Below are 24,671 nucleotides of genomic sequence, written 5' to 3' on the forward strand. Positions count from 1 at the left end.
ATGTTTGGTAAATTAAGTTGGGAAGCGATCCCTTTCCACGAGCCGATCGTGATGGTCACCATCTCGATGATCGCGCTCGGTGGTCTGGCGTTGTTCGCTGCAATCACCTACTTCAAGAAGTGGACCTACTTGTGGACCGAGTGGCTGACGTCGGTCGACCACAAGAAAATCGGTGTGATGTACATCATCGTTGCCATGGTCATGCTGCTGCGTGGCTTTGCCGACGCCATCATGATGCGTACCCAGCTGGCCATGGCCACCGAGGGTTCGCCTGGCTACCTGCCGCCTGAACACTATGACCAGATCTTCACCGCTCACGGTGTGATCATGATCATCTTCATGGCGATGCCATTCTTCACCGGCCTGATGAACCTTGCAGTGCCGCTGCAGATCGGCGCGCGTGACGTTGCCTTCCCGTTCCTGAACTCCCTGAGCTTCTGGCTGCTGGTGTCCGGCGTGGTGCTGATCAACCTGTCCCTGGGCGTCGGCGAATTCGCCAAGACCGGCTGGGTTGCCTATCCGCCGCTGTCGGGTCTGCAATACAGCCCTGGCGTGGGGATGGACTACTACATCTGGGCGCTACAGCTATCCGGGTTAGGTACGACGCTGACGGGGGTCAACTTCCTCGCCACCGTGCTGAAAATGCGTACCCCTGGCATGAAACTGATGGACATGCCGATCTTCACCTGGACCTGCACCTGGGCCAACGTCCTGATCGTGGCTTCGTTCCCGATCCTGACCGCTACCCTGGCACTGCTGACCCTCGACCGTTACATGGATTTCCACATTTTCACCAATGAACTTGGTGGCAATCCAATGATGTACGTCAACCTGTTCTGGGCCTGGGGCCACCCTGAGGTTTACATCCTGATCCTGCCGGCATTCGGCATCTTCTCGGAAGTGATCTCGGCGTTCACCGGCAAGAAACTGTTCGGCCACCACTCGATGATCTACGCTTCGGGCGCGATCTCGGTACTGGGCTTCATGGTTTGGCTGCACCACTTCTTCACCATGGGTTCGGGTGCCAGTGTCAACGCCTTCTTCGGTCTGGCGACGATGCTGATTTCCATCCCGACGGGTGTGAAACTGTTCAACTGGCTGTTCACCATCTACCAGGGCCGTCTGCGCTTCACCAGCCAGGTTCTGTGGACCCTGGGCTTCATGGTGACCTTCGCCATCGGCGGCATGACCGGCGTACTGCTGGCCATCCCGGGTGCTGACTTCGTTCTGCACAACAGCCTGTTCGTGATCGCGCACTTCCACAACGTGATCATCGGCGGCGCGGTATTCGGCTATATCGCAGGTTTCGGCTTCTACTTCCCGAAAGCGTTCGGCTTCAAGCTGCACGAAGGCTGGGGTAAAGCAGCGTTCTGGTTCTGGATCTCGGGCTTCTTCGTCGCGTTCATGCCGCTCTATGCACTGGGCTTCATGGGCATGACCCGTCGTCTGAACGCCACCACCAACCCTGAGTGGGTACCGTACCTGTACGTTGCCATGTTCGGTGCGGTGATGATCGCTGTCGGTATCGCCTGCCAACTGATCCAGCTGTACGTCAGTGTGCGTGACCGCAACAAGCCAGAGAACATGTGCGAACACGGTGACCCGTGGAATGCCCACACTCTGGAATGGTCGACCTCGTCGCCACCTCCGTTCTACAACTTCGCTGTGCTGCCTAAGGCTGACTGCATCGACCCGTTCACCGAAGCCAAGGAAAACGGTACTGCGTACCAGGCTCCGGCCAAGTACGAGCCGATCCACATGCCGAACAACACCGCCACTGGCGTGGTGATGGGCGCACTGCTGACCGTCTTCGGTTTCGCGATGATCTGGCACATCTGGTGGTTGGCGATCGCCAGCCTGGCCGGCGCTGTCATCTACTTCGTGATCCACGCCGCACGTGACGACCAGGGCTACATGGTTCCGGTTGAAACGATCGAGCGCATCGAAGCCGAGCAGCACAAGCGTCTGGTCGCGGCAGGGAAAATCCCGGCCAATGCCACCCGTGTAACCTCGTTGGAACAGGCTTAAACCATGTCGAACTTAGTGACCAATGTTGGACACGCCCATGGTGACCATGGGCACGATGACCATCACCACGACTCGGGCGAGATGACCGTATACGGTTTCTGGCTCTACCTGATGACCGACTGCATTCTGTTTGCGTCGATCTTCGCGGTGTACGCAGTACTGGTAAACAACGTCGCCGGTGGCCCGTCGGGCCACGACATTTTCGAACTGCCATACGTGCTGGGCGAAACCGCTCTGCTGTTGTTCAGTTCGATCACCTACGGCTTCGCCATGCTGGCGTTGTACAAAGGCAAGAAGCAGCAGGTTCTGGGCTGGTTGTTCATGACCTTCCTGCTCGGCGCAGGCTTCATCGCCATGGAGATCAACGAGTTCCACCTGCTGATCTCCGAGGGCTTCGGTCCTAGCCGTTCGGGCTTCCTGTCGGCGTTCTTCACCCTGGTCGGTACCCACGGTCTGCACGTATCTGCGGGTCTGATCTGGATGGGCATCATGATGTACCAGGTCAACAAGCACGGCCTGACGGCGACCAACAAGACCCGTCTGAGCTGCCTGAGCCTGTTCTGGCACTTCCTGGACGTGGTGTGGATCTGCGTATTCACCGTTGTTTACCTGATGGGGACTCTGTAATGGCTAATGCACACTCCCATGACAGCCATGATGCTGGCCACGGCAGCGTAAAGTCGTACGCCATCGGCTTCATCCTGTCGGTGATCCTGACTGCCATCCCGTTCGGCCTGGTGATGTTCCCGACCTTGCCGAAGTCGACCACGCTGGCAATCGTTCTGCTGTTCGCGGTAATCCAGGTGATCGTTCACCTGTACTACTTCCTGCACCTGGACCGTTCGATTGCACAACGTAACAACGTGATCGCGTTTGTCTTTACGGCCATCGTGATCCTGCTGCTGGTTGGCCTGTCGCTGTGGATCATGTTCAGCATCCACACGTACATGATGGCGAAGTGAGGTAGACCCGATGTCGCTCAAGCACTTTATCCAAATCACCAAACCGGGGATCATTTTCGGTAACGTGCTTTCTGTGGCAGGCGGGTTCTTCCTGGCCTCGAAAGGGCATGTAGATCTGGCGGTGTTCCTGGCCGCCATGATCGGCACATCCCTGGTTGTGGCCTCCGGTTGCGTGTTCAACAACTGCATCGACCGCGACATCGACCTGAAGATGGAACGCACCAAGAACCGGGTGCTGGTGCAGGGCTTGATCTCCCTGAAACTGGCCCTGGTCTACGCGACCATCCTGGGTGTTCTCGGCATTGCCTTGTTGTACAAGGTGGCCAACCCGTTGGCCGCCCTGTTCGCGGTAATCGGCTTCATCATCTACGTCGGCTTCTACAGCCTGTACCTCAAGCGCAAGTCGGTTCACGGCACGCTGGTGGGCAGTCTGTCGGGCGCCATGCCGCCAGTGATCGGTTACGTTGCCGTAACCAACAGCTTCGACATGGCCGCACTGACCCTGCTGGTGATGTTCAGCCTGTGGCAGATGCCGCATTCCTACGCCATCGCGATCTTCCGTTTCAACGACTACCTGGCCGCATCGATTCCGGTGCTGCCCGTCAAGCGCGGAATCGAAGTGGCCAAGAAGCACATCCTGCTCTACATCCTGGCGTTCCTCGTGGCGACCTTGATGCTGACCTTCAGCGGTTACGCTGGCATGAGCTACCTCGCCGTTGCCGCAGCCATGGGCATGTACTGGTTGTACATGGCCTGGACCGGCTACAAGGCGGTGGATGACACGGTCTGGGCACGCAAGCTGTTCGTGTTCTCGATCTTCACCATCACCGCCCTGAGCGTCATGATGTCCCTGGACTTCAAGGTGCCCGCCGAGCTGCTGCTGACGTACGCGCCGTAAGGCTGGATGGCTTCACGAAAAACCCCGCACATTGAGAGATGTGCGGGGTTTTTTGTTGGGTGCTATTTAAGGTTGAGCGTGTCTTTGGGAAACGACTGCCTGCTTATAGAGAGATCTCCTACCTTCAGAAAACTTTTCATTAGTTAGGATCCCAGAGGCTATTTTCTAATGGGGCAGGTTTGGGTGAAAAAGCGCGATCTGTTTGCTGAGTTAATGCAGGGCGTCGCAGAGATGGCGGCACACCGTGAAAATGTGGCGAAGGATGCCTCAGCGGCCGGTTGCTATCACTTCGTGAAACACCTAGATTTGGATCCAACTATGTCGATGACCTGCCACAAATCGAATCTCCGGCAATCATCGGTCTTAACCTGCGATTCTTCATGCACTGATCAAAAGGCTGGGCGAAATGACTGAGAGGATGACCTGCGACGAACGCTTCATTGCCCTGGCACACGAGCTGAACTACGACATCTACGGCGAGAACACCGCCGGCGGCAATTACGCGCCGCTGATCCGTCATCGCGATGAGTTGTACATCAGCGGCATGGTGCCGCGGGTCAATGGCAGGATTCTGTATCCCGGTCGCGTGGGGTTGGAGTTGACCCTTAAGGACGCCCAGGCCGCCGCGAGCATCAGTGCCATGCGCTGCCTGGCGCTGATTGTCGATGCGGTGGGTTCGCTGGACAAGATTCGGGCGTTGTTGCGGGTCACGGTGTATGTGAAGTCGACCCCGGACTTCGTTGACCTGAGCGAAGTGGCAAACGGCGCATCGGACGTGTTCAGCCATGTGCTCGGCGATGCCGGCCGGCACACCCGCACCACGGTCGGTGTCTATCAGTTGCCGAAGAACGCCGCGATTGAAGTCGACATGATCGCGGCGGTGCAGTCGGAAGTCTGATCGCCGCGCCGCCCAACAAAAAGCCCCGCCTGAATCTCAGAGCGGGGCTTTTTTGTCGGCGCCGGGATTACTGCGCGGCGATGCTGTAACCATCGAACGCGGTTTGCTGTTGCAGGGCGGTGATGATGTTCTTGCGGTTGATCGCGTGTTCGGTGCCGGCGTTGTCGATGAAGGTCTCGCCCTCCAACTCGGCTTCTTCGCCTTCACCGACGAAGGTGAAACCGAGGAACTCCAGCGCTTCACGGTCAACGTTCAGACGCGAACGCGGCGTGCGCAGCGGCAGGGTCACGCTGCTGCCGTCCTTGCTGATGGTGAAGATTTCCAGTTCTTTCTTCTTGGCAGCCTTGCTCTTGCCGCCGCTCGGGTTGCTGATCGCCTGGTGGGTCTGGTTCAGCACCTTGAGCGCCAGGCCGTAAACGATTTCCTGGAACGCCGGATCGTCCTTGAAGCAGGACAGGATGCGGCCGATTGAAAACTTGCTGCTCAGGTCTTCGAGGGCGGCGAGGTCGGCGGCCTCGGCGTCTTTCAGCGCCTTGAGCTGGCCCATCAGCTCGTAGGCCTTGTCGTCATCGAAGCTGTCGTGCGCCTGACGGATCGCGGCGCGCAGTTCGCGGATCTGGTCGCTTTCGCGGGTCGACTGGAAAGCATCCAGCACCATCTCGCTGATGATTTTGGCTTGTGGAAGGTGTTGTGAAAGATTGATGGAGTTTTCGTATTCCGCTTTGGACGATTCGGTGACTACGGATTCAGCGGTGTTGAAATCGGACATTGAAATTTCACTACTTTTTTAACTTGAGTGGAAACGAGAAAGCGCGAGGTCTTTTTCAGGCCGGTTAATTTAGGGGAGCGGGGCGGCGTTGTCACGGAACAACAGTCCGGTGGTGCGGATTATTTGTCCGGCGTGTTCAGGTTCATCGAGCGCACCATCCACTGTTCAGCGGTTTGCTGATCGGTCGGCAGCGTGAAGCGGAAAGTCGCCCCGCGCCCGGCGACATCGATCAACTGAATCTCACGCCCGTGCAGTTGCAGGATGCGGTGGACGATCCGCAGGCCCAGTCCACCGTCACGCCGCGCCCCACCAATATTGAACGGACGCAGGAACAGACCTTCGCGCAACTCGGGAGCGATGCCGGGGCCGGTGTCGCTGACCGTGACTTCCACCAGTGCGCCCTGGGATTTCAAATCCAGCTCGATTTCACCGCCCGCAGGCGTGTGGCGCAAGGCATTGTCCACCAGGTTGGTCAGCACCCGTTCGATCAAGCCAAGGTCGGCACACACCGCCGGCAGGTTCGGCCCGAAGCTGGCCTTGAGTTCAACGTGCCGTGCTTCGGCGGCCAGTTCGAATTTCTGGAAGATGTCCTGCAGCAGATCGATCAGCGAGAAGCGCTCCAGTACCGGTTGCACGAAACCGTGCTCCAGACGCACCAGCTCCAGCAGCGATTGCGCCAACCCGCCGACCTTGCGGCTTTGATCGAGGGCAATGCCCAGATAACGCCGGCGTTCTTCGGCGGTGAGTGTGGCGTCCTTGAGTGACAGGGTTTCCAGATAGCCGTGCAACGAGGCCAGCGGTGTGCGCAGGTCGTGAGAAATGTTCGCCACCAGTTCGCGGCGCTCCTGATCCTGGCGGGTCAACGAGCGCCACTGATCACCCAGTCGGTTTTGCATCTGCCGGAAGGCGCCATCGAGTACGGCGATTTCATCCGGGTCAGCGCTTTTATCCACAGTCGCTGACGGAGCGGGCAGAGGTTGCGGCGTGCCATCAATGTCGAAGCGGGTGACGGTTTCGGTCAATCGGCGCAGTGGCCGGGTGATCAGGTTGAACGCCGTGAGACCGGCGATCAGGCATAGCAATGCGACCAGTCCGATCGACAGCAATGCAGTGTTGAGCGCGGCACTGGTCGCGCCCCGTTCAGCGAAACGATCGTGTTCTTCACTGAGCAACACTACGTACAGATAACCGGCGGGTTTGCCGTTGACCCGTAAAGGCGCGGCACTGAAGACCTTGCGCCCGTCGGCACTTCGCGGGTCATCGCCGAGGATCGGCAACGGCTGGTCATCGAGCAGCCGGCGGATCGGCGCCAGATCGATGGTCTCCCGGCGCAGATGTCCTTCCGGTGCCGCATTGCCGACAATCCGCCCCTCGGGGTCGAGCAGGTACACCTCGACACTCGGGTTGACCAGCATCAGCTTGCTGAACAGTTCGCGCACGGCGCCGGGCATCAGGCCATGGCTGTCCATCAGCACCGTGTCATGGGCGATGTGCTGCGCCAGATCCCGCGACAGGCCTTGCACCACTTCCAGTTCATGCATCTTGCTGGAGCGCACCTGCAGCCATGCCGAGGTGCCGCAGCACACCAGCAGCAAAACGGCGAACACCAGCGACAGGCGCTGCGACAGGTTCAGTCTCATGGTTGTTCCGTGCCGAATTTATAGCCGCGACCCCACACAGTGAGGATGCGTGTCGGTTGCGCCGGATCGCTTTCGATTTTCGCCCGCAGGCGATTGATGTGCGTGTTCACCGTGTGTTCATAACCCTCGTGGCTGTAACCCCACACCGCGTTGAGCAGGTCCATGCGTGAGAACACCTTGCCCGGCTGTCGGGCGAAGAAATACAGCAAGTCGAACTCTCGCGGAGTGAGGTCCAGCCGCGCACCGTTGAGGGCGACGTCGCGGGTGATCGGGTCGATGCTCAGGCCATCGAGACTGAGGCTGCCGGCGTCCATCTTCAGGTTGCGCGCCATGGCGTCGACCCGGCGCAGCAAGGCTTTGACCCGAGCCACCAGTTCCAGCATTGAAAACGGTTTGGCGAGGTAATCGTCAGCCCCCAGTTCCAGACCCAGAATGCGGTGCAATTCGCTGGAACGGGCGCTGGTGATGATGATCGGCGTGTAGCGCGCCATCGCCCGGGCGCGGCGGCAGATTTCCAGGCCGTCGACCCCCGGTAGCATCAGGTCGAGGATCAGTGCATCCCATTGCCCTTGCTGCAACAGGCGCATGCCTTCGTCGCCATCGGCGCAGTGCACGACGTCGTAATGTTCATCGCGCAAATGCAGGCAAATCAAATCGGCGATGTGCTGGTCATCCTCGACCACGAGGATGCGTCTGGTTAATTCCATCAAGCTCAATCCTTCGGCGCAGTGAGCGCATTGTGCGGGTTTTCCTCGGGGCGAGTTATCACGAATTCGTTAACTTCCCGAGAGGATTTGGCGATCAACCCAAGCCTAGGCTGTGTTCCATGACAGGCACCTGGAATTTTTGGAGACGGCCATGTTTTCACGGCGACAGATTCTCGTAGCGAGCGGCGGGCTGGGGGTTGCAGCTCTGGTGGCGGGTGTATTGCCAAAATTTTCCTCGAGCACCGGACTGATCGAGCAAGCCCATGCCGATGAGGTTTTCGAGGTGAGCCACAGCGACAGTGAATGGCACTTGCTGCTCTCGGACGAGCAGTACGCCATCCTGCGCGATGAAGGCACCGAACGGGCCTATACCAGCCCGCTCAACAACGAACATCGCAACGGCACATTCGCCTGCGCGGGTTGTGATCTGGCGCTGTTTTCATCGGCGACCAAGTTCGACAGCCGCACGGGCTGGCCGAGTTTCTGGGCACCGTTGGAGCATGCGGTGGCCACGCGTCAGGACCGATCGTTCGGCATGTCACGCAATGAAGTGCACTGCCGACGCTGCGGCGGGCACTTGGGACATGTGTTCGACGACGGCCCGAAACCCACCGGCCTGCGCTATTGCATGAATGGCCTGGTGATGACGTTCAAACCCGTGGCGGCATGAGCCATGGCCATTTTTCGATGTTCACTTTCTACAGGACGACACCATGTGGCTCTTGGTTCTCGCTTATCTGGGCGGTGTACTGACGATCGTCAGTCCGTGCATCCTGCCTGTTCTGCCTTTTGTCTTCGCTCGCACCGGGCAGCCGTTTATCAAGAGTGGCTTGCCGCTCTTGGCCGGGATGGCGCTGACTTTCGCCCTCGTCGCCACGCTGGCGGCGGTGGGCGGCGGTTGGGTGGTGCAAGTCAATCAGTACGGGCGCTGGCTCGCGTTGCTGTTCGTTGCACTGTTCGGGCTGACGCTGCTGCTGCCGCGCCTCGCCGAGCGCCTGACGCGACCGCTGGTCTCGGCCGGCAGTCGGCTGTCCGAAGCCGCGGGCCAGGACAATCGTCCGCGTCCCGGCGCCTCGTTTCTGATTGGCGTCGCCACGGGTCTGCTCTGGGCACCGTGCGCCGGGCCCATCCTCGGTTTGATTCTGACCGGAGCCGCGTTGCAAGGGGCAAGCATCGCCACCACGCTGTTGTTGCTCGCCTACGCGGCGGGCGCCGCGACTTCACTGGCGGCGGCGCTGCTGCTGGGCAGTAAGGTCTTTGCGTTGATGAAGCGCTCGATCGGTACGGGGGAGTGGATCCGGCGCGGGTTGGGGGCGGCGATGCTGGCGGGTGTCGCAGCGATTGCGCTGGGCCTCGACACCGGGCTGTTGGCGCGGCTGTCGACGGCTTCCACGGGCGGGATTGAACAGGCGCTGGTCGGCAAGCTGTCCAGCAAATCGCCGACGGGCAACGGAACCATGATGGCGCAGATTCCTGCTGCCGGTGGGGCGATGAAAGTTGCCGACAAGGCACCGGGAACACTACCGGTTGAAGGCCAGTTGCCGCCGCTCAATGGCGCCGTGCAATGGCTCAATTCGCCACCGCTGGACGCCCAGGCATTGAAGGGCAAAGTGGTGCTGGTGGATTTCTGGACCTACTCCTGCATCAACTGCCTGCGCACCTTGCCATACGTCAAAGCCTGGGCGGAAAAGTACCGCGATCAAGGCCTGGTAGTGATTGGCGTGCACGCCCCGGAATTCGCTTTCGAGCGCGATGTCGGCAATGTCACTAAAGCCATGAAGGAGCTGGGTATCAACTATCCGGTCGCCATCGATAACGGCTACAAAATCTGGCGTGCTTTCAACAACGAATACTGGCCGGCGCATTATTTTGCCGATGCTCAAGGACGGATTCGTTACCACCATTTTGGCGAAGGGGATTACGCCGAATCGGAACGGGTCATACAGCAGTTGCTGCGTGAGGCCGGGGCGAAAACCGTCGCCGACGGCTTGATCAACGCCGATGCCCAAGGCGTGCAACAGGCGCCGGACATGAATCAGGTGCTGTCACCGGAAACCTACGTCGGCTACCAGCGTGCGGAACATTTCGTACCGGAAACCGGGCTGGTGCCTGACAAGGTCGCGACCTATAACCCACCCGCCAACCTGACCCTGAATGACTGGAGCCTTGGCGGCCAGTGGGCCGTCGGTGCCGAGCAGGCCACCGCCAGCGCGCCGGCCAGTCGCATCGTCTACCGCTTCCACGCCCGCGATCTGCATCTGGTGCTGGGCCCGGGTGCGGATGGCAAACCGGTGCGTTTCAACGTGTCGATTGACGGGCAGGCGCCGGGTGACGCCCACGGTGTCGATGTCGCCGCGGATGGCAGCGGCCGCGTGACCGAGCAGCGCCTGTATCAACTGGTACGGCAAACCGACGAGGTGAAGGATCGCACCTTCACCATCGAATTTCTTGACCCGGGCGTATCGGCTTACGCCTTCACCTTCGGCTGATCGGGAGTGCGCAACATGAAAGCTCAAAACAACTGGCGCCGTGCACTGCTCGGCGTCGCCATGGCTGGTGTGATCGGTCAGTGCTCGGCGTTCTCTTTCGGTGCAGAGGACGCGGTGGCCATCCCGCCACCGGCCCTCGACGAAACCACTCAGGCGCACAGTGAAACCGCAGTGTTCGCCGGTGGTTGTTTCTGGGGTGTGCAAGGGGTTTTCCAGCACGTCAAAGGCGTGCAGAAAGCCGTCTCCGGTTATGCCGGCGGCGCGGCGAACACGGCGCAATATGAGCGGGTCAGCGAAGGCGACACCGGTCATGCCGAGTCCGTGCAAGTCACCTTCGATCCGACGCAAGTCAGTTACGGCAGCCTGCTGCAGATCTACTTCTCGGTGGCCCACAACCCGACCGAACTCAACCGCCAAGGCCCCGACAGCGGCACGCAATACCGCTCGGCGCTGTTCCCGGTCAACGCCGACCAGCAACGCGTGGCCCAGGCCTACATCGCCCAACTCGACGCGGCGCATGCCTACAGCAAACCGATCGTCACCCAACTGGAAACCTACAACGGCTTCTACCCGGCGGAGGACTATCACCAGGATTTCCTCACCGAACACCCGAGCTATCCGTACATCGTGATCAACGACATGCCCAAGGTCGAGCAGTTGAAGCAGTTGTTTGCGCAGCGTTATCAGGAGAAACCGGTGTTGGTGAAAAGCGGGAGTTGATTCTCACGTGTTACTTGAGCCTTGGGCGCTCCATGGCAATCACTGATGTTTCAAACCCCAAACTGGCAAAAAACGCCTCCGCACCTTCGCGCCCGGCGCGCAGGACCCAAGTGATCTCGGGGTTGTCCCCCATGACATGCTCGACCAGTGCGCGCCCGACGCCGGCGCGCCGATGCTGGCCATCAACCACGACCATCGACAGATAACCGTTGGACAAACCATCGGTGATGCCTCGGGCGAAACCGATGATCTGCTCGCCGCTCAGCGCGACGGCAGTGCGTTGCGAGTTTTCGATGAGTTGGGCGAAATAGTCGCTGGAGCCTGTCCGGTGTCCCCAGCCATGTAGGCCGAGAAACAGCCGCACTGGCTCCACTTCTTCGGGCAACAGATCGCGTACGGTAAGGTCGTTTTTCATCACGTGGCAGCATCCTTGTCGGCAATCACCGGAGCGTAGTCGATAGCAACTAAGTCAGGATCTGCCCCAGGTTTTCATCGCGAACTCGACGAAGCGCCGCAGCTTCGGCAAACGATAACGATCCGGGGCATACAACAGATGCAAAGGGCGGCTCGGTGGCTGGTAATCGGGGATCACCGTCACCAGTTTGCCGTCGCGCAGATCCTGTTCCACCAGCGCATCCGGCAACATCACGATGCCCATGCCGGTGCGCGCTGCCTGATGCAGGCCGGCGGAGGTGTTCATCAGCATCGGGCCGCTGACGTCGACCAGAATCTCGCCGTCCGGGCCGCTGAGGCGCCAGCGTTTTTCCACTGATTGCCAGTCGTCGCCAGCGGGGTAGGCGAAGGACAGGCAGTCGTGTTGTTGCAGGTCTTCCGGAGTGATCGGCATGCCGCGTCGGGCGACGTAAGCCGGCGAAGCGCACACGGTCAGGGTGTAGTCGATCAGCGGCCGGGCGATCAGGTTCGACTGCTCGAAGTGCCCCAGCCGAAACGCTACGTCGAGGCCGCTTTCCAGCAGATCCGGGCGGCGGTTGGTCAGCACCACGTCCATCTTCACCTGCGGGTATTGCAGGGAGAATTCGCTGAGCGCCGGGGCCAGGCGTTCGACGCCAAAAGTCAGCGGCGCGGTGATGCGTAGCAGACCACGTGGTTCATCAAGGGCCTGTTCGGCGAGGCGTTCGGAGTCGGCCACCAAGCCCAAAACATCCAGACAGCGCTGGTAGTAAACGCTACCGAACTCGGTCAGTCGCTGCCGGCGGGTGGTGCGCTGCAGCAACTGTACGCCGAGCCGTTGCTCCAGTGCGCGCAGGTGATTTCCGACCATGGTCGTGGACATTTCGCACTGCAACGCAGCTGCCGTCATGCTCCCGGCTTCCACGACCTTCACGTAGACGCTCATTGCCTGCAACAGGTCCATTATCAAGCCCTGCTTTTAAATGATTGAAGTTTTGCCGAGTTTATCCAGTTCTGGTGGCTAACCATACTGCAAACACACCGACCTTCACTGGAGTTTGAAGTCATGACCGCCGCCCTGATGAACACCTACCAATCGCTGGCTCTGAGTTTCACCAGAGGTCTGGGCACTCGCCTGTGGGATCAGGCCGGTCGTGAATACCTGGATGCTGTCGCCGGGGTTGCGGTGACCAATGTCGGGCACTCGCACCCACGGATCGTCGCGGCCATCAGTGAGCAGGCCGGAATGCTGCTGCACACCTCCAATCTGTACAGCATCGACTGGCAGCAACAGCTGGCGCAAAAACTCACGCAGCTGTCGGGAATGGACCGGGCGTTCTTCAACAACTCCGGCGCCGAGGCCAATGAAACTGCACTGAAATTGGCGCGCTTGTACGGCTGGAGCAAAGGTATCGAACGGCCGCTGGTGGTGGTCATGGCCAACGCATTTCATGGCCGCACGTTGGGGACTTTATCGGCCAGCGATGGCCCGGCGGTGCGGTTGGGTTTCAATGATCTGCCGGGTGATTTCGTCAAAGTGCCCTTCGGTGATCTGGCGGCGCTGGATCAGCTGCAGCAAAAACATGGCGCGCGCATCGTGGCGATTCTGGTCGAGCCGATCCAGGGCGAAAGCGGCGTGCAACTGGCGCCACCCGGCTACCTCAAAGCTCTGCGGGAAGTGTGCAATCGGCGCGCCTGGCTGCTGATGCTCGACGAAATCCAGACCGGCATCGGCCGCACCGGTCAGTGGTTTGCGTTCCAGCATGAAGGTATCGTGCCGGACGTCATGACCCTGGCCAAAGGCCTCGGCAACGGTGTGCCGATCGGCGCCTGTCTGGCGCGGGGCAGAGCTGCGGACCTGTTCACGCCCGGCAGCCATGGCAGTACGTTCGGCGGCAACCCGCTGGCTTGCCGGGTCGGCTGCACGGTGCTGGATATCATCGAAGAACAGGGCTTGCTGGAAAATGTCCGGGTGCAGGGCGAACGCCTGTTGACCCGACTGCGCGCCGAACTGGCAGACAACCCCAATGTGCTGGCGATTCGCGGGCAGGGCTTGATGATTGGTATCGAGTTGAAGCAGCCGATCCGCGATCTGACGCTGATTGCTGCGCGGGATCATGGATTGCTGATCAACGTGACGCGTGGCAAGACGATACGGCTGTTGCCGCCGCTGACGATTGATGAGCGGGAGGTGGGGATGATTATCAGAGGTGTGGGGCTGGCGGTCTCAACTGACTGAGAGGCACGAAATTGAACGAAGAGGCGTCCGTATTTGCACGAATTCCATTGTGCATTTCTGCGATAGATCTCAGCAGCCTTCTAGCATTGGCCGGGGAGCTTAAAAGGTAAGTCGTTGTATCGATTTCTAAAGGGTCTGGCTTTCTTTTTCGCATGGCTCTGCTTCCTGTGTAAGGGAGGCAGAGTATGAACCAGCGATTCCAGAGATGTTTCCTTAAAAACTGTAATCCCCTTCCGACTACTTTGACGTCTTAAATCCGCTGTATCTGTCAGGAAGTTCGGCGCCTGTTAGCAGGCAGTCGAAAACAATCTCTGGATCTACCTGGCACCAATATACAAATCTCAACTCTTCCAAATTGACCAGTGTCGACTGGGCGTCGACCAGAAAACGCGGCTCCCGCCATTGTTGGGCAACTACAGCTAGGGCCTGAGGGCCGCGTACGATCCAGGTCGCACATCCACCAGCAATGCTTGGCAGATAACCATTGTGGAGTAGTAGGCGCAGGGCATCCTCCAGGGTTTCACTCACTTGCAGGTTGATCCAGCGCGCATCGGGAGCCTCGCAATCATCGCCGGCATGTACGCTGTCGCGGGTGATAAGTAATCGCGAAGGTATCGTCATTGCAATCTCACTATGGGCAAAAGGAAACCATATCAATCAGGATAATCCCCCAACTCCGGCGCCAGCATCCGCGTCTTCAGCGCCCCGTTCGAATTGTGCTGAATGATCTCGCTCGGCTGTCCCTGCGCATTGAAAAACACCTGCCCGATCCCGGCTGAATTCCACAGACGCTCACCCGCTTCGGCATGTTCCGGGGTGTACGGCACGATGCGCATGCGTCGGCGTTTGGTGAACCAGTTCAACGGCGAGCGCGGTGAATAGAGCCAGCGGTTGAGGCGGTCAAACCATTCCAGCAGGGTTTTCGGGAACTCGTTCTTGATCCCGCTGCTGGTGATCTGCCAGATCCGTGGCCCGGCCTTGCGGTGTCGGATAAGCACTTCGTAGACGAAGGAATAATGCACGTCGCCGGACAGCACCACGTAGTTCCCGGGTGTGCGGGTGTGTCGGAAAATGTTCAGGATCACCTGCGCGGCGCCGCGATGAGCCATCCAGTTTTCGGCGTCGACCAACAGGGGATAGCCGCACCAACTGAAAACTTTCTGCACGGTTTCGATCAACTTCACGCCGAAGATCGGCGCGGGGGAAACGATGATCGCTGACGGATGATCGAGCAGTTCCTGCTGCAGTTCGCTCAGCGCCTCCCAGTCCAGTAAACCGGAGGGTTGCTTGAGTGCCATCTCGCTGCGCCAGCGCCGGGTGCGGGTGTCGAGCACTACCAGCGCCGGGCTGCTCGGCAGCACGAAATGCCAATGCTGAAAGCGCAGCAAATCATCGATCATCGCGTCCTGCACCGGGCTGTCGAGATATTGATCGTCACCACTGGCGCTCAGGCGTCGGGTGTTCTCCAGCACATCCTTGAACGCATCCGGATTGTTGCCCCAGCCCTGACACAACATGTACGCGATCAAGGCGTTGCCGATGATGCGTTTGGAGAACGGATGACCGTAGGCGGTTTCCTCCCATTGCGCGGAAAGATTCCAGTCATCGGTGATGTCGTGATCGTCGAAAATCATCAGGCTCGACAGGTGCGCCAGCGCCCGGGCAACGTTGGCCAACCCGGCCTTGAAACCATCGATTCGGGTCTGCTCCAGGGTGTAGCGCTTCAAGCGTTCAGGCGTCAGCGATGGAGCAGCAGGATTGATCAACGCCCAGGCAACTGGTGACCACACCAGCAAGTACATCGCCATCACTTCGGCGAAGGTCACCAGATGATTGTCAGCACTGCTGCTGGTGAAAATCGGCTTACGCGCACCGCCGAAAAATCGCTCGCGCAAGGTCTCGTTGCTCTCCAGCGCGGGTAACAAGTCCGCACGGTGGTAGTAGCTGGCCGGGTGTTCGTAGAGTTTGGCGCTGTCGCTGACCACCGCGCCTTCGAGGTGTTCGTCGAACAGGCCGAGGCGCTCGATCAACGCATGAGTCGCCCGCAGCATCGGGCCGGCAACATCGTCGGCGTAGATCTGGTCGCCGCTCATCATCAGCAGCGCTGGGCGTTGTTGCGGATCGGTTTCGCCGGACAGCAGTTGATCGACGCACAGCAGACCGTCTGCCGCCGGATGATGTGGTTTGCGGCAGGAGCCATGCAGCAACTGATCAATCCGTGAGCGCACGACGAGGTTTGGACAGCGGGCATTGCCGTACAGCAGGTGCGGCGCCCATTCGGCGATGGGCGTCTGGCCATCGATCAGCAGGTCATAGTCGATGCGCGTGTCGCAGGGCAGGGCGCTGTCGAGCACAACGTCAATCAAATGAACGAACGCATGACGGCCTACAGGAATGACCGTGCACTTCCCGGCATAGAGAGGGATGTCTCCTACGCCTTGCAGGCGCAACGTCAGCGACAGTTGACGCGTACCGACCAGCCACAGCACCACGCGCGTGGTTTCCAGCCGGCGCAGCAGTGGGCCGGCCAAGACGGGAGGCAGCGGATTCAGGTCAGCAGGTATCGGGGACATTCAGGGGCAAAGCTCAAGACGCACAGGCTGGCGATGATAGCGCAGCCGGCGCCTTGAACCCTTAAACGAGGCTTAAGAGTCAGCCTTCTGCAGCTTCAGCGCCAGCAGTCGCCATTCGGCGGACGCGGGTTGTTCCTGCACCGAACAGTCGAAGCGATAAGTGACGTCATCACCGTTCATGTTGCGCGCGGTGACCTTGTTGCTGAGGGTGTAGACCTGATCCTTGAAGCGCTTGGTGACAATGGCGGAACTGTCGGCGAAGCGCTCCGACGCTGGGAAGCGCAGTGTGCTGGTGACCACCGTGCCGCACATGACATACGCGAGCATCGATTTATCGCTGTCGGCATTTTGCCCAAGCTTGTCGCGCAGCGCGGTGAGCGCTTTACGGCCCTGCGCGTCGCTCTGATCCAGGACGGTTTTTTCCGATATCGATTTCGGCGCCCGGCTGGCGTAATTCGGCAGCAGTGCGGAATCCGGCGGAGAAGGTTGGTTATCCGGCTCGATCGCGGCAAAGCCCGGCGCGTTTTCCAGCACCGCGGACGTCGAATCCGACTCGGCTTCGGGCAACAGACTGGTGGTGACATCGTTCTGTGCGATCACGTCTTCGACTGGCGCCTTTTCGGCTTTATGCGCCGACGGGAACAACGACAGGAAGATCGACAGCACCACCATGCCGACGATAAAACCGCCCGCCGCGCCAACGATGTTGCCGTAAAACAGATTCCAGCTGCCGCGGTTTTTCACCACCCAGCGCCACATCAAACCCCAGGCGGCGATAAATGCCAGAAAACTCAGAAACTCCATTCGATCCTTTCCTTAACCCTTCAATAGCCTGCAAAACAGCACCCACTGGCGGTGAGTGCTGAAGATGGACGGCAAGATATCAAAATAGAGGTCTGACGCCACGAAGACATTCACATGCCGAGATTGGGCGGATTGATCTGAACAAAAAACATGATCGCCGTTATGCCGGCCACAACGCCGCAAAGGCCGGCCAGTAGCTGACGCGCGACAGGGTGTTCGACCTGCGAGCGACGGGCCACCAGCATCCATACGCCGGTCAGCGCCGCGGCAGTCGCCAGTATTTCCAGAAGCGATCCCATGACCCCTGGGACCGGTGGCCGGCTAGAGCCGAACAGACCGACACAAAGCTGCGAAACCACCAGGCCGACAATCATGCCGCTGGCCGCACCCAACACATTGGCGAGTAGCAGATTCCACGCACCACGCTGCCTGACCACACAGACCCACATGCCTATCCAGGCGATAAAGAAAAACACAACATCCATCGTATCCATCCTTCGAAACCCGTCACGGTACAAACGCTCGGCACCTTGCCGACAGTGGACGGCACGATAGCAAAATAGTAGCGTCGCGCCACTTTCTTGATTCCTGTAATGGACTACTCATGCCAAAAGCTGCTTCTGTTCTGCGCTTGCTCTGTGCAATCACGTGCGCCGCTGTCATTACCCCGGCATTCGCCGAGTGGAAGGAACCCCCGGAAAGCAGCTGGCAGTATTACCTCGCCAACTGCCAGCGAATGCAGGAGAAAATCGCCGACGTCCAGAGCGGTCGCGCACCCAGCGCCTATGAGGTGATCGGCGACCTCGACAACAGCCTGCGGAGCATGAACCAGCGCCGCTCGAACCTGACGCCCCAATACCTCGGCTCCCGCGAATTCGCGCAATGCGAAAACGTCGCCGCCCAGGCCGAGGCAACCATTGCGCAAGGCAATGCCGAGTTCGCCGCCAGAATGAACCAGGCCGCCGAGCAAGGCCGCATCGCCCACCAGAACTCCCCCGAATACAAACGCGCCCGGTCACTCGGCTACAGCGACGTCGGCGAGATCTCCTTCCTCAAACTCCACGAAGACATGGACGGCGAAGCCCGCCTGAAAACCATGCTGATCACCGTCGACGAAATCTGCGGCCAACACTTCCGCGCCACGCAGTATGTGAAGCCGTATGTGATCTATACCGTGCGCCCGTCGGATGGCGGCTGTGGCGAGGAAAAACGCGTGGCGATCGTCGGCGGCCGGTCGGTGGAGAAGGGCGATTACATCGATGAGCGGGGCGAGTTTCAGTATGTGGGCTGGAAGAAGATTGTGGGGGCGGATGGATTTGCGACGGATATTCGGGTGTTGAAGGCACGGCGCTGAAAGACTGTACGGACGGCGCGATGGATCAGAGGATGTCTTTCAGATAACCCTTGAGCGCGAGGAGCGGCTGATCAAGCTGCTCCAGCGACTGCGCCTGACGGAAATCGGCCGACAGCTTGTGCAGCTCCCGCCCCAACGGTTTCTCGACACCGCCCAACGCATCCATCGCCAAGCCCAGACACTCGTTCATCTTGAACTGGATGGTCTCGACATCACCCCGGCGCACCAGCAGTTCGAACACGTCTTTCTGATAGTCACCCATGACCATGTCATCCCGCAGAATCGGGCTCAGGCCTTCCTCCTCGTAAGCGAGCTTGAGGGAGAAAAGGGCGACTGTTTCCAGTGACGTTTCCATGGTTGGCCTTGGAGGTCCTTAAGCATGAGTCTTGAAATTCTGTACGACCAACGATAGCCGCAACGGGGCGGCAGACCAGCCGGGCGGGCGTGATTATACTGAGCGGACGCATCAGGTGCAGTCCCGAGGCAAAACAGGTTGCACGGACAGCGCCGGGATATTCAATGATCTAAGCAACAGAGCGAGTTTCTCAGGATGGTCAGTGAGTATGAGGTGCCATACAAACTCAACGTTAGTTCAGACACATGAGCGGAGCGACGATCATGGAATACGACGAAAAGTTGATTGAAGAGGCTGTGCTTGCCCTGTTGGCCGCTTTCAGTTCCGACGACGGCAATGCATGGAAAGGCTTCGATTTTGAAGTCATGAACCGATTGCATGAGCAGGGTCTCATCAGTAATCCGGTAAACAGGAACAAATCGATCTGGTTGACGGAGGAGGGCCAGGAACGAGGTCGTCAGATAGCTGAGCGTTTGTTTGGGGGAGTTGTTCAAGCCCCGCGTGCGCCTGATCCAGATATCTGAGTTCCTGTATCGGCTCGTCGTTTGAACTGCGCCGCGCCAGTGGAACGCAAATGGAGGGGTTTTCCCGTTGGAGCATTTTCTGAATGAACCACAACTGACAAACGTTAGAGCCGCACTGTCCGAACCGTTCAACCATTTTCCCACTGATTACGATTACATCGCATGCCAGCTAAAAGGCGTCGATCCAGCGGTGCTCTACGAGATTTTTTATTCAGAAGTAGCGCCGGTGTGCTTTATGAACATTGCAGCGGTCTTGCCGACTGTCTGGACAGGTTTTGACCCTGATTGGCTCAGGGGCGAGATAGAGGAAAGGCTTGCGGCGCGGCAGCGTAATTGGTTTCGCAGGTTGTTCGACAAGTTGCTGATTCGTTGGTTGAAATACAACTACGACCATATGTGGCAAGAAATCGCCAGCAGGCTTTGAGCTTGTGGCGAGCGTCTGAAGTTCTTCGCTTTTAGCGATAAATACTTCGCCAAGTTTATCGCGCAACCGGTCTCATCGCGGGTGAGCAGGTGGCCATTGAGTGGAGAGGGGGCACTTTCCGACAGACGAAAAAAAGGCCTTGCCAAGCAAGACCTTTCTTGATTTTGGTGCCCCGAGGGAGACTCGAACTCCCACTCCTTTCGAAAACGGATTTTGAATCCGCCGCGTCTACCAATTCCGCCATCAGGGCTCAATGGCGGCGAAGTATAGAGAGGTGATTACCGTTGGTCAATCACGTTTCATGGTCAATTTTTGATAATTCCGCTAGACTTTCCGGCCCTGCTAGACGAACCCCATCATGCGCGTTGCTGACTTTACCTTCGAGCTTCCTGATTCGCTGATCGCCCGCCACCCTCTGGCCGAGCGTCGCGGTAGTCGCCTGCTGACCCTTGATGGGCCGAGCGGCGCCCTTGCACACCGTCAATTCACTGATTTGCTTGAGCATTTGCGCCCGGGCGATTTGATGGTATTCAACAATACCCGGGTGATTCCGGCGCGGCTGTTTGGGCAGAAAGCTTCGGGCGGCAAGCTGGAAATTCTCATCGAACGCGTGCTCGATTCGCACCGCGTGCTGGCCCATGTGCGCTCCAGCAAGTCGCCGAAGCCGGGTTCGAAGATCCTCATCGACGGCGGAGGCGAAGCCGAGATGCTTGCGCGTCACGATGCGCTGTTCGAGCTGGGCTTCGCTGAAGAGGTGCTGCCGCTGCTCGATCGCGTCGGGCACATGCCGTTGCCTCCTTATATAGACCGCCCGGACGAAGGTTCGGATCGCGAGCGCTATCAGACCGTGTACGCCCAGCGCCTGGGGGCGGTGGCGGCGCCGACGGCGGGGCTGCATTTCGATCAGCCGCTGATGGAGGCGATTGCCGCCAAGGGCGTCGAGACCGCGTTCGTCACGCTGCACGTCGGTGCGGGGACGTTCCAGCCGGTGCGCGTCGACAAGATCGAAGATCATCACATGCACAGCGAGTGGCTGGAAGTCGGCCAGGATGTGGTCGACGCCGTTGCCGCGTGCCGTGAGCGTGGCGGGCGGGTGATTGCCGTGGGTACCACCAGCGTGCGTTCGCTGGAAAGTGCCGCGCGCGATGGCGTGCTCAAGCCGTTCAGTGGCGACACCGACATCTTTATCTACCCGGGCCGGCCGTTCCATGTGGTCGACGCCCTGGTCACCAACTTCCATTTGCCGGAATCCACGCTGTTGATGCTGGTTTCGGCGTTCGCCGGTTATCCCGAAACCATGGCCGCCTATAAGGCCGCCGTCGACAACGGCTACCGCTTTTTCAGCTACGGTGATGCGATGTTCATCACCCGTAATCCAGCCCCGACTGCCCCTGAACACACAGGCCCAGAGGAAACAGAATGAGTCGCGAATGTCGCATGTCCTTTGAACTGCTTGCCACCGATGGCAAGGCTCGTCGTGGTCGGCTGACCTTCCCGCGTGGCACCGTCGAGACCCCGGCGTTCATGCCGGTGGGCACCTATGGCACGGTCAAGGGCATGTTGCCGCGTGACATCGTCGCCACTGGCGCGGAAATCATTCTGGGCAACACCTTCCACCTGTGGCTGCGTCCGGGCACCGAGGTGATCAAGGAGCACGGCGACCTGCACGACTTCATGCAGTGGAAAGGCCCGATCCTCACCGACTCCGGCGGTTTCCAGGTGTTCAGCCTGGGCGCGATGCGCAAGATCAAGGAGGAGGGCGTGACCTTCGCCTCCCCGGTCGACGGCTCGAAAGTGTTCATGGGCCCGGAAGAATCGATGCAGGTGCAACGCGATCTGGGTTCCGACATCGTGATGATCTTCGACGAATGCACGCCGTACCCGGCTGACGAAGACGTCGCCCGCGTATCCATGGAGCTGTCGCTGCGTTGGGCCCAGCGCTCGAAAAACGCGCATGGCGACAACACCGCGGCGCTGTTCGGTATCGTTCAGGGCGGCATGCACCAGGATCTGCGCATGCGCTCGCTGGAAGGCCTCGACAAGATCGGCTTCGATGGCCTGGCCATTGGCGGTCTGTCGGTGGGCGAGCCGAAGCACGAGATGATCAAGGTGCTGGATTATCTGCCGGGCATGATGCCGGCTGACAAACCTCGTTACCTTATGGGCGTTGGCAAACCGGAAGATCTGGTTGAGGGTGTGCGCCGCGGTGTGGACATGTTCGATTGCGTGATGCCAACCCGTAATGCCCGCAATGGGCATCTGTTCATTGATACAGGCGTGCTGAAGATCCGTAACGCGTTCCATCGCCATGATGATTCGCCGCTGGATCCGACCTGCGATTGCTATACCTGCCAGAACTTCTCCCGCGCTTATCTGCATCACCTGGACAAGTGCGGCGAAATGCTCGGCAGCATGCTCAATACCATCCATAACTTGCGCCATTATCAGGTGCTGATGGCTGGTTTGCGCGAGGCTATTCAACAGGGTACATTGGCCGCCTTTGTCGATGCCTTCTACGCCAAACGCGGGCTCCCCGTTCCGCCTTTGGACTGAGTTTTCTGACCCCAAGATTCAACATTTGCAACTGGAGTGCTAAATGAGCTTTTTTATCTCTAACGCCATGGCTGACGCAGCTGCACCGGCTGCTGCAGGCCCAATGGGCGGCGGCTTCGAGTGGATTTTCCTGGTCGGTTTCCTGGTCATCTTCTACCTGATGATCTGGCGTCCACAGGCCAAGCGCGCCAAAGAGCAGAAGAACCTGCTGAGCAGCCTTGCGAAGGGTGACGAAGTGGTCACCACCGGCGGCATCGCCGGCAAGATCACCAAAGTGGCCGATGACTTCGTGGTTCTGGAAGTTTCCGACACCGTGGAAATGAAGTTCCAGAAGGGCGCCATCGCCGCCACGCTGCCAAAAGGCACGCTGAAAGCGATCTAAGGTTCCAACTTCTACTCAATCGACGGGGCGCGCAAGGCGCCCCGCGTTCATAACGGGCGGCGTGATGCTGAACAAATATCCTCTGTGGAAATACATTCTGATCCTGGCGGTGCTGGCGGTCGGTCTGATTTATTCCGCTCCCAATCTATACCCCGATGACCCGGCCATTCAGATCAGCGGCGCCAGCACGGCACTGCAGGTCAATCAGGCCGATCTGGATCGCGTCAGCACCGCGCTGCGTGAGTCCGGGATCAACGTCAAGGCAGCTTCGCTGGCCGCCAACGGCAAGGGCGGTCTGATCCGTCTGGCCAAGGCTGAAGACCAGCTGCCGGCCAAAGACGTTGTGCGCAAGGCATTGGGTGATGACTACGTCGTCGCACTGAACCTGGCACAAACCACCCCGCAATGGCTGCGCAACCTGGGCGCGCACCCGATGAAGCTGGGTCTGGACTTGTCCGGTGGTGTGCACTTCCTGCTGGAAGTGGACATGGACAAAGCCCTCGACGCCCGCCTGAAAGTCTACGAAGGCGACGTCAAGAGCCTGCTGCGCAAAGAGAAGCTGCGCTATCGCAGCCTGCCACAACTGGGCGGCGCCATTCAGTTGGGCTTCAGCGATGCTGACTCCCGCGAACAGGCCCGTGCGCTGATCCGCAAGAACTTCAACGATTTCGACATTGTTCCGGCCGATCTCAACGGTCAACCGGTGCTGCGTCTGGCGATGACCCCGGCCAAGCTGGCGGAAATCCGTGAATACTCCATCAAGCAGAACTTGACCACGGTACGTAACCGCGTCAACGAGCTGGGTGTTGCCGAACCGATCGTTCAGCGTCAGGGCGCCAACCGCATCGTGGTTGAGCTGCCGGGCGTGCAGGACACTGCCGAAGCCAAGCGTATTCTCGGCAAGACGGCCAACCTTGAGTTCCGTCTGGCTGCAGAGCCGGGTGCTTCGAAAGCCACTTCCGAAACCTTCGAGTTCCGTGAAGGCAAGCGTCCTCCTGCGCAGATCGAGCGTGGCCTGATCATCACCGGTGACCAGGTAACCGACGCCAAGGCTGGTTTCGGCGAGCACGGCACACCAGAAGTGAACATCCGTCTGGACGGTCACGGTGGCGAGCTGATGAGCCGCGCGACCCGTTCGAACGTCGGTCGCAGCATGGCGGTGATCTTCATCGAACAACGTCCGGTGACCACTTACACCAAGCAGGTTGTCGACGGCGTCGAGAAAGACGTGCCGGTTCAGACCTTCAAGGAAGAGAAGAAGATCATCAGTCTGGCGACCATTCAGTCGCCGCTGGGTGCGCAGTTCCGTATCACCGGCCTGAACGGCCAGGGCGAATCGTCCGAGCTGGCACTGCTGCTGCGTGCCGGTGGTCTGGCCGCTCCGATGTACTTCGCTGAAGAGCGCACAATCGGTCCGAGCCTGGGTGCTGACAACATCACCAAAGGTATCGATGCATCGCTGTGGGGCATGCTGTTCGTCTCGCTGTTCATTATCGCCATCTACCGCTTCTTCGGCGTGATCGCCACGGTCGCACTGGCGGTGAACATGGTGCTGCTGCTGGCGCTGATGTCGCTGCTGGGTGCAACGCTGACCCTGCCGGGTATCGCCGGTATCGTCCTGACCATGGGTATGGCGGTCGACGCCAACGTGCTGATCTTCTCGCGGATCCGTGAAGAGATCGCCGCCGGCATGACCGTGCAGCGTGCAATCAACGAAGGCTTCGGCCGGGCATTCACCGCGATTCTCGACGCCAACCTGACCACTCTGCTGGTCGGCGGCATCCTCTTCGCCATGGGCACCGGCCCGGTGAAGGGCTTCGCAGTGACCATGTCCCTCGGGATCTTTACCTCGATGTTCACGGCCATCATGGTGACCCGCGCAATGGTCAACCTGATCTTCGGCGGACGTGACTTCAAGAAGTTGTGGATTTAAGGGGCTGC

General features: G+C 59.4%; 26 protein-coding genes and 1 tRNA gene. 16 read left to right on the forward strand and 11 right to left on the reverse strand.

The features are described 5' to 3' along the window. The 5 genes from cyoB (at position 1) to V3W27_RS22590 (ending at position 4,786) form a co-directional block, all read left to right on the forward strand. Complete coding sequence (gene cyoB, locus V3W27_RS22570; protein ID WP_330207595.1) at positions 1-2,028, forward strand: cytochrome o ubiquinol oxidase subunit I; 2,028 nt, start codon at positions 1-3, stop codon at positions 2,026-2,028. Positions 2,029-2,031: 3 nt separating this feature from the next. Next, positions 2,032-2,655: a cytochrome o ubiquinol oxidase subunit III gene (gene cyoC, locus V3W27_RS22575; RefSeq protein ID WP_003227982.1), complete on the forward strand. Its 624-nt coding sequence runs from the start codon at positions 2,032-2,034 to the stop codon at positions 2,653-2,655. Then, positions 2,655-2,990: a cytochrome o ubiquinol oxidase subunit IV gene (gene cyoD, locus V3W27_RS22580; RefSeq protein ID WP_003227981.1), complete on the forward strand. Its 336-nt coding sequence runs from the start codon at positions 2,655-2,657 to the stop codon at positions 2,988-2,990. The genes cyoC and cyoD overlap by 1 nt, the downstream gene beginning before the upstream one ends. Positions 2,991-3,000: 10 nt before the next feature. After that, positions 3,001-3,888: a heme o synthase gene (cyoE, locus tag V3W27_RS22585; protein WP_330207596.1), complete on the forward strand. Its 888-nt coding sequence runs from the start codon at positions 3,001-3,003 to the stop codon at positions 3,886-3,888. A 406-nt stretch (positions 3,889-4,294) separates the two neighbouring features. Further along, on the forward strand, positions 4,295-4,786 hold the full coding sequence (locus tag V3W27_RS22590) for a RidA family protein (protein ID WP_135296519.1): 492 nt from the start codon (positions 4,295-4,297) through the stop codon (positions 4,784-4,786). A 67-nt stretch (positions 4,787-4,853) separates the two neighbouring features. On the opposite strand, the gene V3W27_RS22595 is transcribed toward V3W27_RS22590, so the two are convergent. From V3W27_RS22595 to V3W27_RS22605, 3 genes are all read right to left on the reverse strand, one after another. Further along, positions 4,854-5,555, reverse strand: a complete 702-nt coding sequence (locus V3W27_RS22595; RefSeq protein ID WP_202369000.1) for a hypothetical protein — start codon at positions 5,553-5,555, stop codon at positions 4,854-4,856. 119 nt (positions 5,556-5,674) lie between these two features. Continuing rightward, entirely contained in the window at positions 5,675-7,195 is a 1,521-nt protein-coding gene (locus V3W27_RS22600) for a sensor histidine kinase (protein WP_330207597.1), read from the reverse strand. Then, entirely contained in the window at positions 7,192-7,902 is a 711-nt protein-coding gene (locus tag V3W27_RS22605; RefSeq protein WP_027612158.1) for a response regulator transcription factor, read from the reverse strand. Before V3W27_RS22605 ends, V3W27_RS22600 begins: the two co-directional genes overlap by 4 nt. A 151-nt stretch (positions 7,903-8,053) precedes the next feature. Between V3W27_RS22605 and msrB the strand changes: the two genes are divergently transcribed. From msrB to msrA, 3 genes are read left to right on the forward strand one after another with little or no spacing between them, the layout of a single operon-like run. Continuing rightward, positions 8,054-8,572 carry a peptide-methionine (R)-S-oxide reductase MsrB gene (gene msrB, locus V3W27_RS22610; protein ID WP_330207598.1) on the forward strand — a complete coding sequence of 173 codons (519 nt, stop codon included), beginning with the start codon at positions 8,054-8,056 and terminating at the stop codon, positions 8,570-8,572. A 43-nt stretch (positions 8,573-8,615) separates the two neighbouring features. Next, positions 8,616-10,391: a cytochrome c biogenesis protein DipZ gene (locus tag V3W27_RS22615; protein ID WP_330207599.1), complete on the forward strand. Its 1,776-nt coding sequence runs from the start codon at positions 8,616-8,618 to the stop codon at positions 10,389-10,391. Positions 10,392-10,406: 15 nt separating this feature from the next. Beyond that, the gene (gene msrA / locus V3W27_RS22620; RefSeq protein WP_330207600.1) at positions 10,407-11,111 is read left to right on the forward strand and encodes a peptide-methionine (S)-S-oxide reductase MsrA; all 705 of its coding nucleotides are present in this window, start codon (positions 10,407-10,409) and stop codon (positions 11,109-11,111) included. Positions 11,112-11,121: 10 nt separating this feature from the next. Here msrA and V3W27_RS22625 read toward each other — a convergent pair whose 3' ends face one another. Both V3W27_RS22625 and V3W27_RS22630 read right to left on the reverse strand, forming a co-directional pair. Beyond that, complete coding sequence (locus tag V3W27_RS22625) at positions 11,122-11,526, reverse strand: GNAT family N-acetyltransferase (RefSeq protein WP_183783918.1); 405 nt, start codon at positions 11,524-11,526, stop codon at positions 11,122-11,124. A gap of 54 nt (positions 11,527-11,580) precedes the next feature. After that, positions 11,581-12,486, reverse strand: coding sequence for a LysR family transcriptional regulator (locus tag V3W27_RS22630; RefSeq protein ID WP_097086174.1), 906 nt, complete (start codon positions 12,484-12,486; stop codon positions 11,581-11,583). Positions 12,487-12,588: 102 nt separating this feature from the next. On the opposite strand from V3W27_RS22630, the gene V3W27_RS22635 reads away from it, so the two are divergent. Further along, positions 12,589-13,761, forward strand: a complete 1,173-nt coding sequence (locus V3W27_RS22635; protein ID WP_330207601.1) for an aspartate aminotransferase family protein — start codon at positions 12,589-12,591, stop codon at positions 13,759-13,761. Positions 13,762-13,998: 237 nt separating this feature from the next. Here V3W27_RS22635 and V3W27_RS22640 read toward each other — a convergent pair whose 3' ends face one another. The 4 genes from V3W27_RS22640 to V3W27_RS22655 all read right to left on the reverse strand — a co-directional run bounded on the left by V3W27_RS22640 (position 13,999) and on the right by V3W27_RS22655 (position 17,623). Continuing rightward, complete coding sequence (locus V3W27_RS22640; RefSeq protein ID WP_330207602.1) at positions 13,999-14,382, reverse strand: hypothetical protein; 384 nt, start codon at positions 14,380-14,382, stop codon at positions 13,999-14,001. Between the two features lie 32 nt (positions 14,383-14,414). Next, positions 14,415-16,334 carry an alkaline phosphatase D family protein gene (locus V3W27_RS22645; protein WP_330207603.1) on the reverse strand — a complete coding sequence of 640 codons (1,920 nt, stop codon included), beginning with the start codon at positions 16,332-16,334 and terminating at the stop codon, positions 14,415-14,417. A gap of 72 nt (positions 16,335-16,406) precedes the next feature. Further along, positions 16,407-17,138 (reverse strand): hypothetical protein, encoded by a 732-nt coding sequence (locus V3W27_RS22650; protein ID WP_223008005.1) that lies wholly within the window; start codon positions 17,136-17,138, stop codon positions 16,407-16,409. Positions 17,139-17,248: 110 nt separating this feature from the next. Next, the gene (locus V3W27_RS22655; RefSeq protein ID WP_330207604.1) at positions 17,249-17,623 is read right to left on the reverse strand and encodes a hypothetical protein; all 375 of its coding nucleotides are present in this window, start codon (positions 17,621-17,623) and stop codon (positions 17,249-17,251) included. A gap of 119 nt (positions 17,624-17,742) precedes the next feature. Between V3W27_RS22655 and V3W27_RS22660 the strand changes: the two genes are divergently transcribed. After that, positions 17,743-18,492, forward strand: a complete 750-nt coding sequence (locus V3W27_RS22660) for a hypothetical protein (protein WP_330207605.1) — start codon at positions 17,743-17,745, stop codon at positions 18,490-18,492. 25 nt (positions 18,493-18,517) lie between these two features. On the opposite strand, the gene V3W27_RS22665 is transcribed toward V3W27_RS22660, so the two are convergent. Then, positions 18,518-18,847, reverse strand: a complete 330-nt coding sequence (locus tag V3W27_RS22665; protein ID WP_103369541.1) for a hypothetical protein — start codon at positions 18,845-18,847, stop codon at positions 18,518-18,520. Positions 18,848-19,110: 263 nt separating this feature from the next. Between V3W27_RS22665 and V3W27_RS22670 the strand changes: the two genes are divergently transcribed. Together V3W27_RS22670 and V3W27_RS22675 are read left to right on the forward strand one after the other, a co-directional pair. Continuing rightward, complete coding sequence (locus V3W27_RS22670) at positions 19,111-19,371, forward strand: DUF6429 family protein (RefSeq protein ID WP_027612145.1); 261 nt, start codon at positions 19,111-19,113, stop codon at positions 19,369-19,371. A 67-nt stretch (positions 19,372-19,438) separates the two neighbouring features. Next, positions 19,439-19,795, forward strand: coding sequence for a DUF7079 family protein (locus tag V3W27_RS22675; RefSeq protein ID WP_247842114.1), 357 nt, complete (start codon positions 19,439-19,441; stop codon positions 19,793-19,795). Between the two features lie 165 nt (positions 19,796-19,960). Here V3W27_RS22675 and V3W27_RS22680 read toward each other — a convergent pair. Then, positions 19,961-20,045: transfer RNA gene (locus V3W27_RS22680), tRNA-Leu, on the reverse strand. A gap of 108 nt (positions 20,046-20,153) precedes the next feature. On the opposite strand from V3W27_RS22680, the gene queA reads away from it, so the two are divergent. The 4 genes from queA to secD all read left to right on the forward strand — a co-directional run bounded on the left by queA (position 20,154) and on the right by secD (position 24,663). Next, positions 20,154-21,218 carry a tRNA preQ1(34) S-adenosylmethionine ribosyltransferase-isomerase QueA gene (gene queA, locus V3W27_RS22685; RefSeq protein ID WP_007964414.1) on the forward strand — a complete coding sequence of 355 codons (1,065 nt, stop codon included), beginning with the start codon at positions 20,154-20,156 and terminating at the stop codon, positions 21,216-21,218. Positions 21,219-21,232: 14 nt separating this feature from the next. Next, entirely contained in the window at positions 21,233-22,348 is a 1,116-nt protein-coding gene (gene tgt / locus V3W27_RS22690; RefSeq protein ID WP_161794909.1) for a tRNA guanosine(34) transglycosylase Tgt, read from the forward strand. 43 nt (positions 22,349-22,391) lie between these two features. Next, positions 22,392-22,730 (forward strand): preprotein translocase subunit YajC, encoded by a 339-nt coding sequence (yajC, locus tag V3W27_RS22695; protein ID WP_003227923.1) that lies wholly within the window; start codon positions 22,392-22,394, stop codon positions 22,728-22,730. A 64-nt stretch (positions 22,731-22,794) separates the two neighbouring features. After that, positions 22,795-24,663, forward strand: a complete 1,869-nt coding sequence (gene secD, locus V3W27_RS22700; RefSeq protein ID WP_103367340.1) for a protein translocase subunit SecD — start codon at positions 22,795-22,797, stop codon at positions 24,661-24,663. Positions 24,664-24,671: the final 8 nt, after the last annotated feature.

The sequence above is a fragment of the Pseudomonas sp. AM14(2022) genome (assembly GCF_036346455.1).
In the GTDB taxonomy this organism is placed as follows: Bacteria; Pseudomonadota; Gammaproteobacteria; order Pseudomonadales; family Pseudomonadaceae; genus Aquipseudomonas; species Aquipseudomonas putida_A.

What these genes read in the sequence shown, in the direction of transcription:
- tgt (WP_161794909.1), top strand. Translation starts at nt 21,233, where the DNA reads ATGTCCTTTGAACTGCTTGCCACCGATGGCAAGGCTCGTCGTGGTCGG.
- V3W27_RS22595 (WP_202369000.1), bottom strand. Translation starts at nt 5,555, where the DNA reads ATGTCCGATTTCAACACCGCTGAATCCGTAGTCACCGAATCGTCCAAA.
- V3W27_RS22640 (WP_330207602.1), bottom strand. Translation starts at nt 14,382, where the DNA reads ATGACGATACCTTCGCGATTACTTATCACCCGCGACAGCGTACATGCC.
- V3W27_RS22625 (WP_183783918.1), bottom strand. Translation starts at nt 11,526, where the DNA reads ATGAAAAACGACCTTACCGTACGCGATCTGTTGCCCGAAGAAGTGGAG.
- cyoC (WP_003227982.1), top strand. Translation starts at nt 2,032, where the DNA reads ATGTCGAACTTAGTGACCAATGTTGGACACGCCCATGGTGACCATGGG.
- V3W27_RS22635 (WP_330207601.1), top strand. Translation starts at nt 12,589, where the DNA reads ATGACCGCCGCCCTGATGAACACCTACCAATCGCTGGCTCTGAGTTTC.
- V3W27_RS22630 (WP_097086174.1), bottom strand. Translation starts at nt 12,486, where the DNA reads ATGGACCTGTTGCAGGCAATGAGCGTCTACGTGAAGGTCGTGGAAGCC.
- cyoB (WP_330207595.1), top strand. Translation starts at nt 1, where the DNA reads ATGTTTGGTAAATTAAGTTGGGAAGCGATCCCTTTCCACGAGCCGATC.
- V3W27_RS22660 (WP_330207605.1), top strand. Translation starts at nt 17,743, where the DNA reads ATGCCAAAAGCTGCTTCTGTTCTGCGCTTGCTCTGTGCAATCACGTGC.
- queA (WP_007964414.1), top strand. Translation starts at nt 20,154, where the DNA reads ATGCGCGTTGCTGACTTTACCTTCGAGCTTCCTGATTCGCTGATCGCC.
- V3W27_RS22615 (WP_330207599.1), top strand. Translation starts at nt 8,616, where the DNA reads ATGTGGCTCTTGGTTCTCGCTTATCTGGGCGGTGTACTGACGATCGTC.
- V3W27_RS22590 (WP_135296519.1), top strand. Translation starts at nt 4,295, where the DNA reads ATGACTGAGAGGATGACCTGCGACGAACGCTTCATTGCCCTGGCACAC.
- msrA (WP_330207600.1), top strand. Translation starts at nt 10,407, where the DNA reads ATGAAAGCTCAAAACAACTGGCGCCGTGCACTGCTCGGCGTCGCCATG.
- V3W27_RS22605 (WP_027612158.1), bottom strand. Translation starts at nt 7,902, where the DNA reads ATGGAATTAACCAGACGCATCCTCGTGGTCGAGGATGACCAGCACATC.
- cyoE (WP_330207596.1), top strand. Translation starts at nt 3,001, where the DNA reads ATGTCGCTCAAGCACTTTATCCAAATCACCAAACCGGGGATCATTTTC.
- secD (WP_103367340.1), top strand. Translation starts at nt 22,795, where the DNA reads ATGCTGAACAAATATCCTCTGTGGAAATACATTCTGATCCTGGCGGTG.
- V3W27_RS22645 (WP_330207603.1), bottom strand. Translation starts at nt 16,334, where the DNA reads ATGTCCCCGATACCTGCTGACCTGAATCCGCTGCCTCCCGTCTTGGCC.
- yajC (WP_003227923.1), top strand. Translation starts at nt 22,392, where the DNA reads ATGAGCTTTTTTATCTCTAACGCCATGGCTGACGCAGCTGCACCGGCT.
- V3W27_RS22655 (WP_330207604.1), bottom strand. Translation starts at nt 17,623, where the DNA reads ATGGATGTTGTGTTTTTCTTTATCGCCTGGATAGGCATGTGGGTCTGT.
- msrB (WP_330207598.1), top strand. Translation starts at nt 8,054, where the DNA reads ATGTTTTCACGGCGACAGATTCTCGTAGCGAGCGGCGGGCTGGGGGTT.
- V3W27_RS22650 (WP_223008005.1), bottom strand. Translation starts at nt 17,138, where the DNA reads ATGGAGTTTCTGAGTTTTCTGGCATTTATCGCCGCCTGGGGTTTGATG.
- V3W27_RS22665 (WP_103369541.1), bottom strand. Translation starts at nt 18,847, where the DNA reads ATGGAAACGTCACTGGAAACAGTCGCCCTTTTCTCCCTCAAGCTCGCT.
- V3W27_RS22600 (WP_330207597.1), bottom strand. Translation starts at nt 7,195, where the DNA reads ATGAGACTGAACCTGTCGCAGCGCCTGTCGCTGGTGTTCGCCGTTTTG.
- V3W27_RS22670 (WP_027612145.1), top strand. Translation starts at nt 19,111, where the DNA reads ATGGAATACGACGAAAAGTTGATTGAAGAGGCTGTGCTTGCCCTGTTG.
- cyoD (WP_003227981.1), top strand. Translation starts at nt 2,655, where the DNA reads ATGGCTAATGCACACTCCCATGACAGCCATGATGCTGGCCACGGCAGC.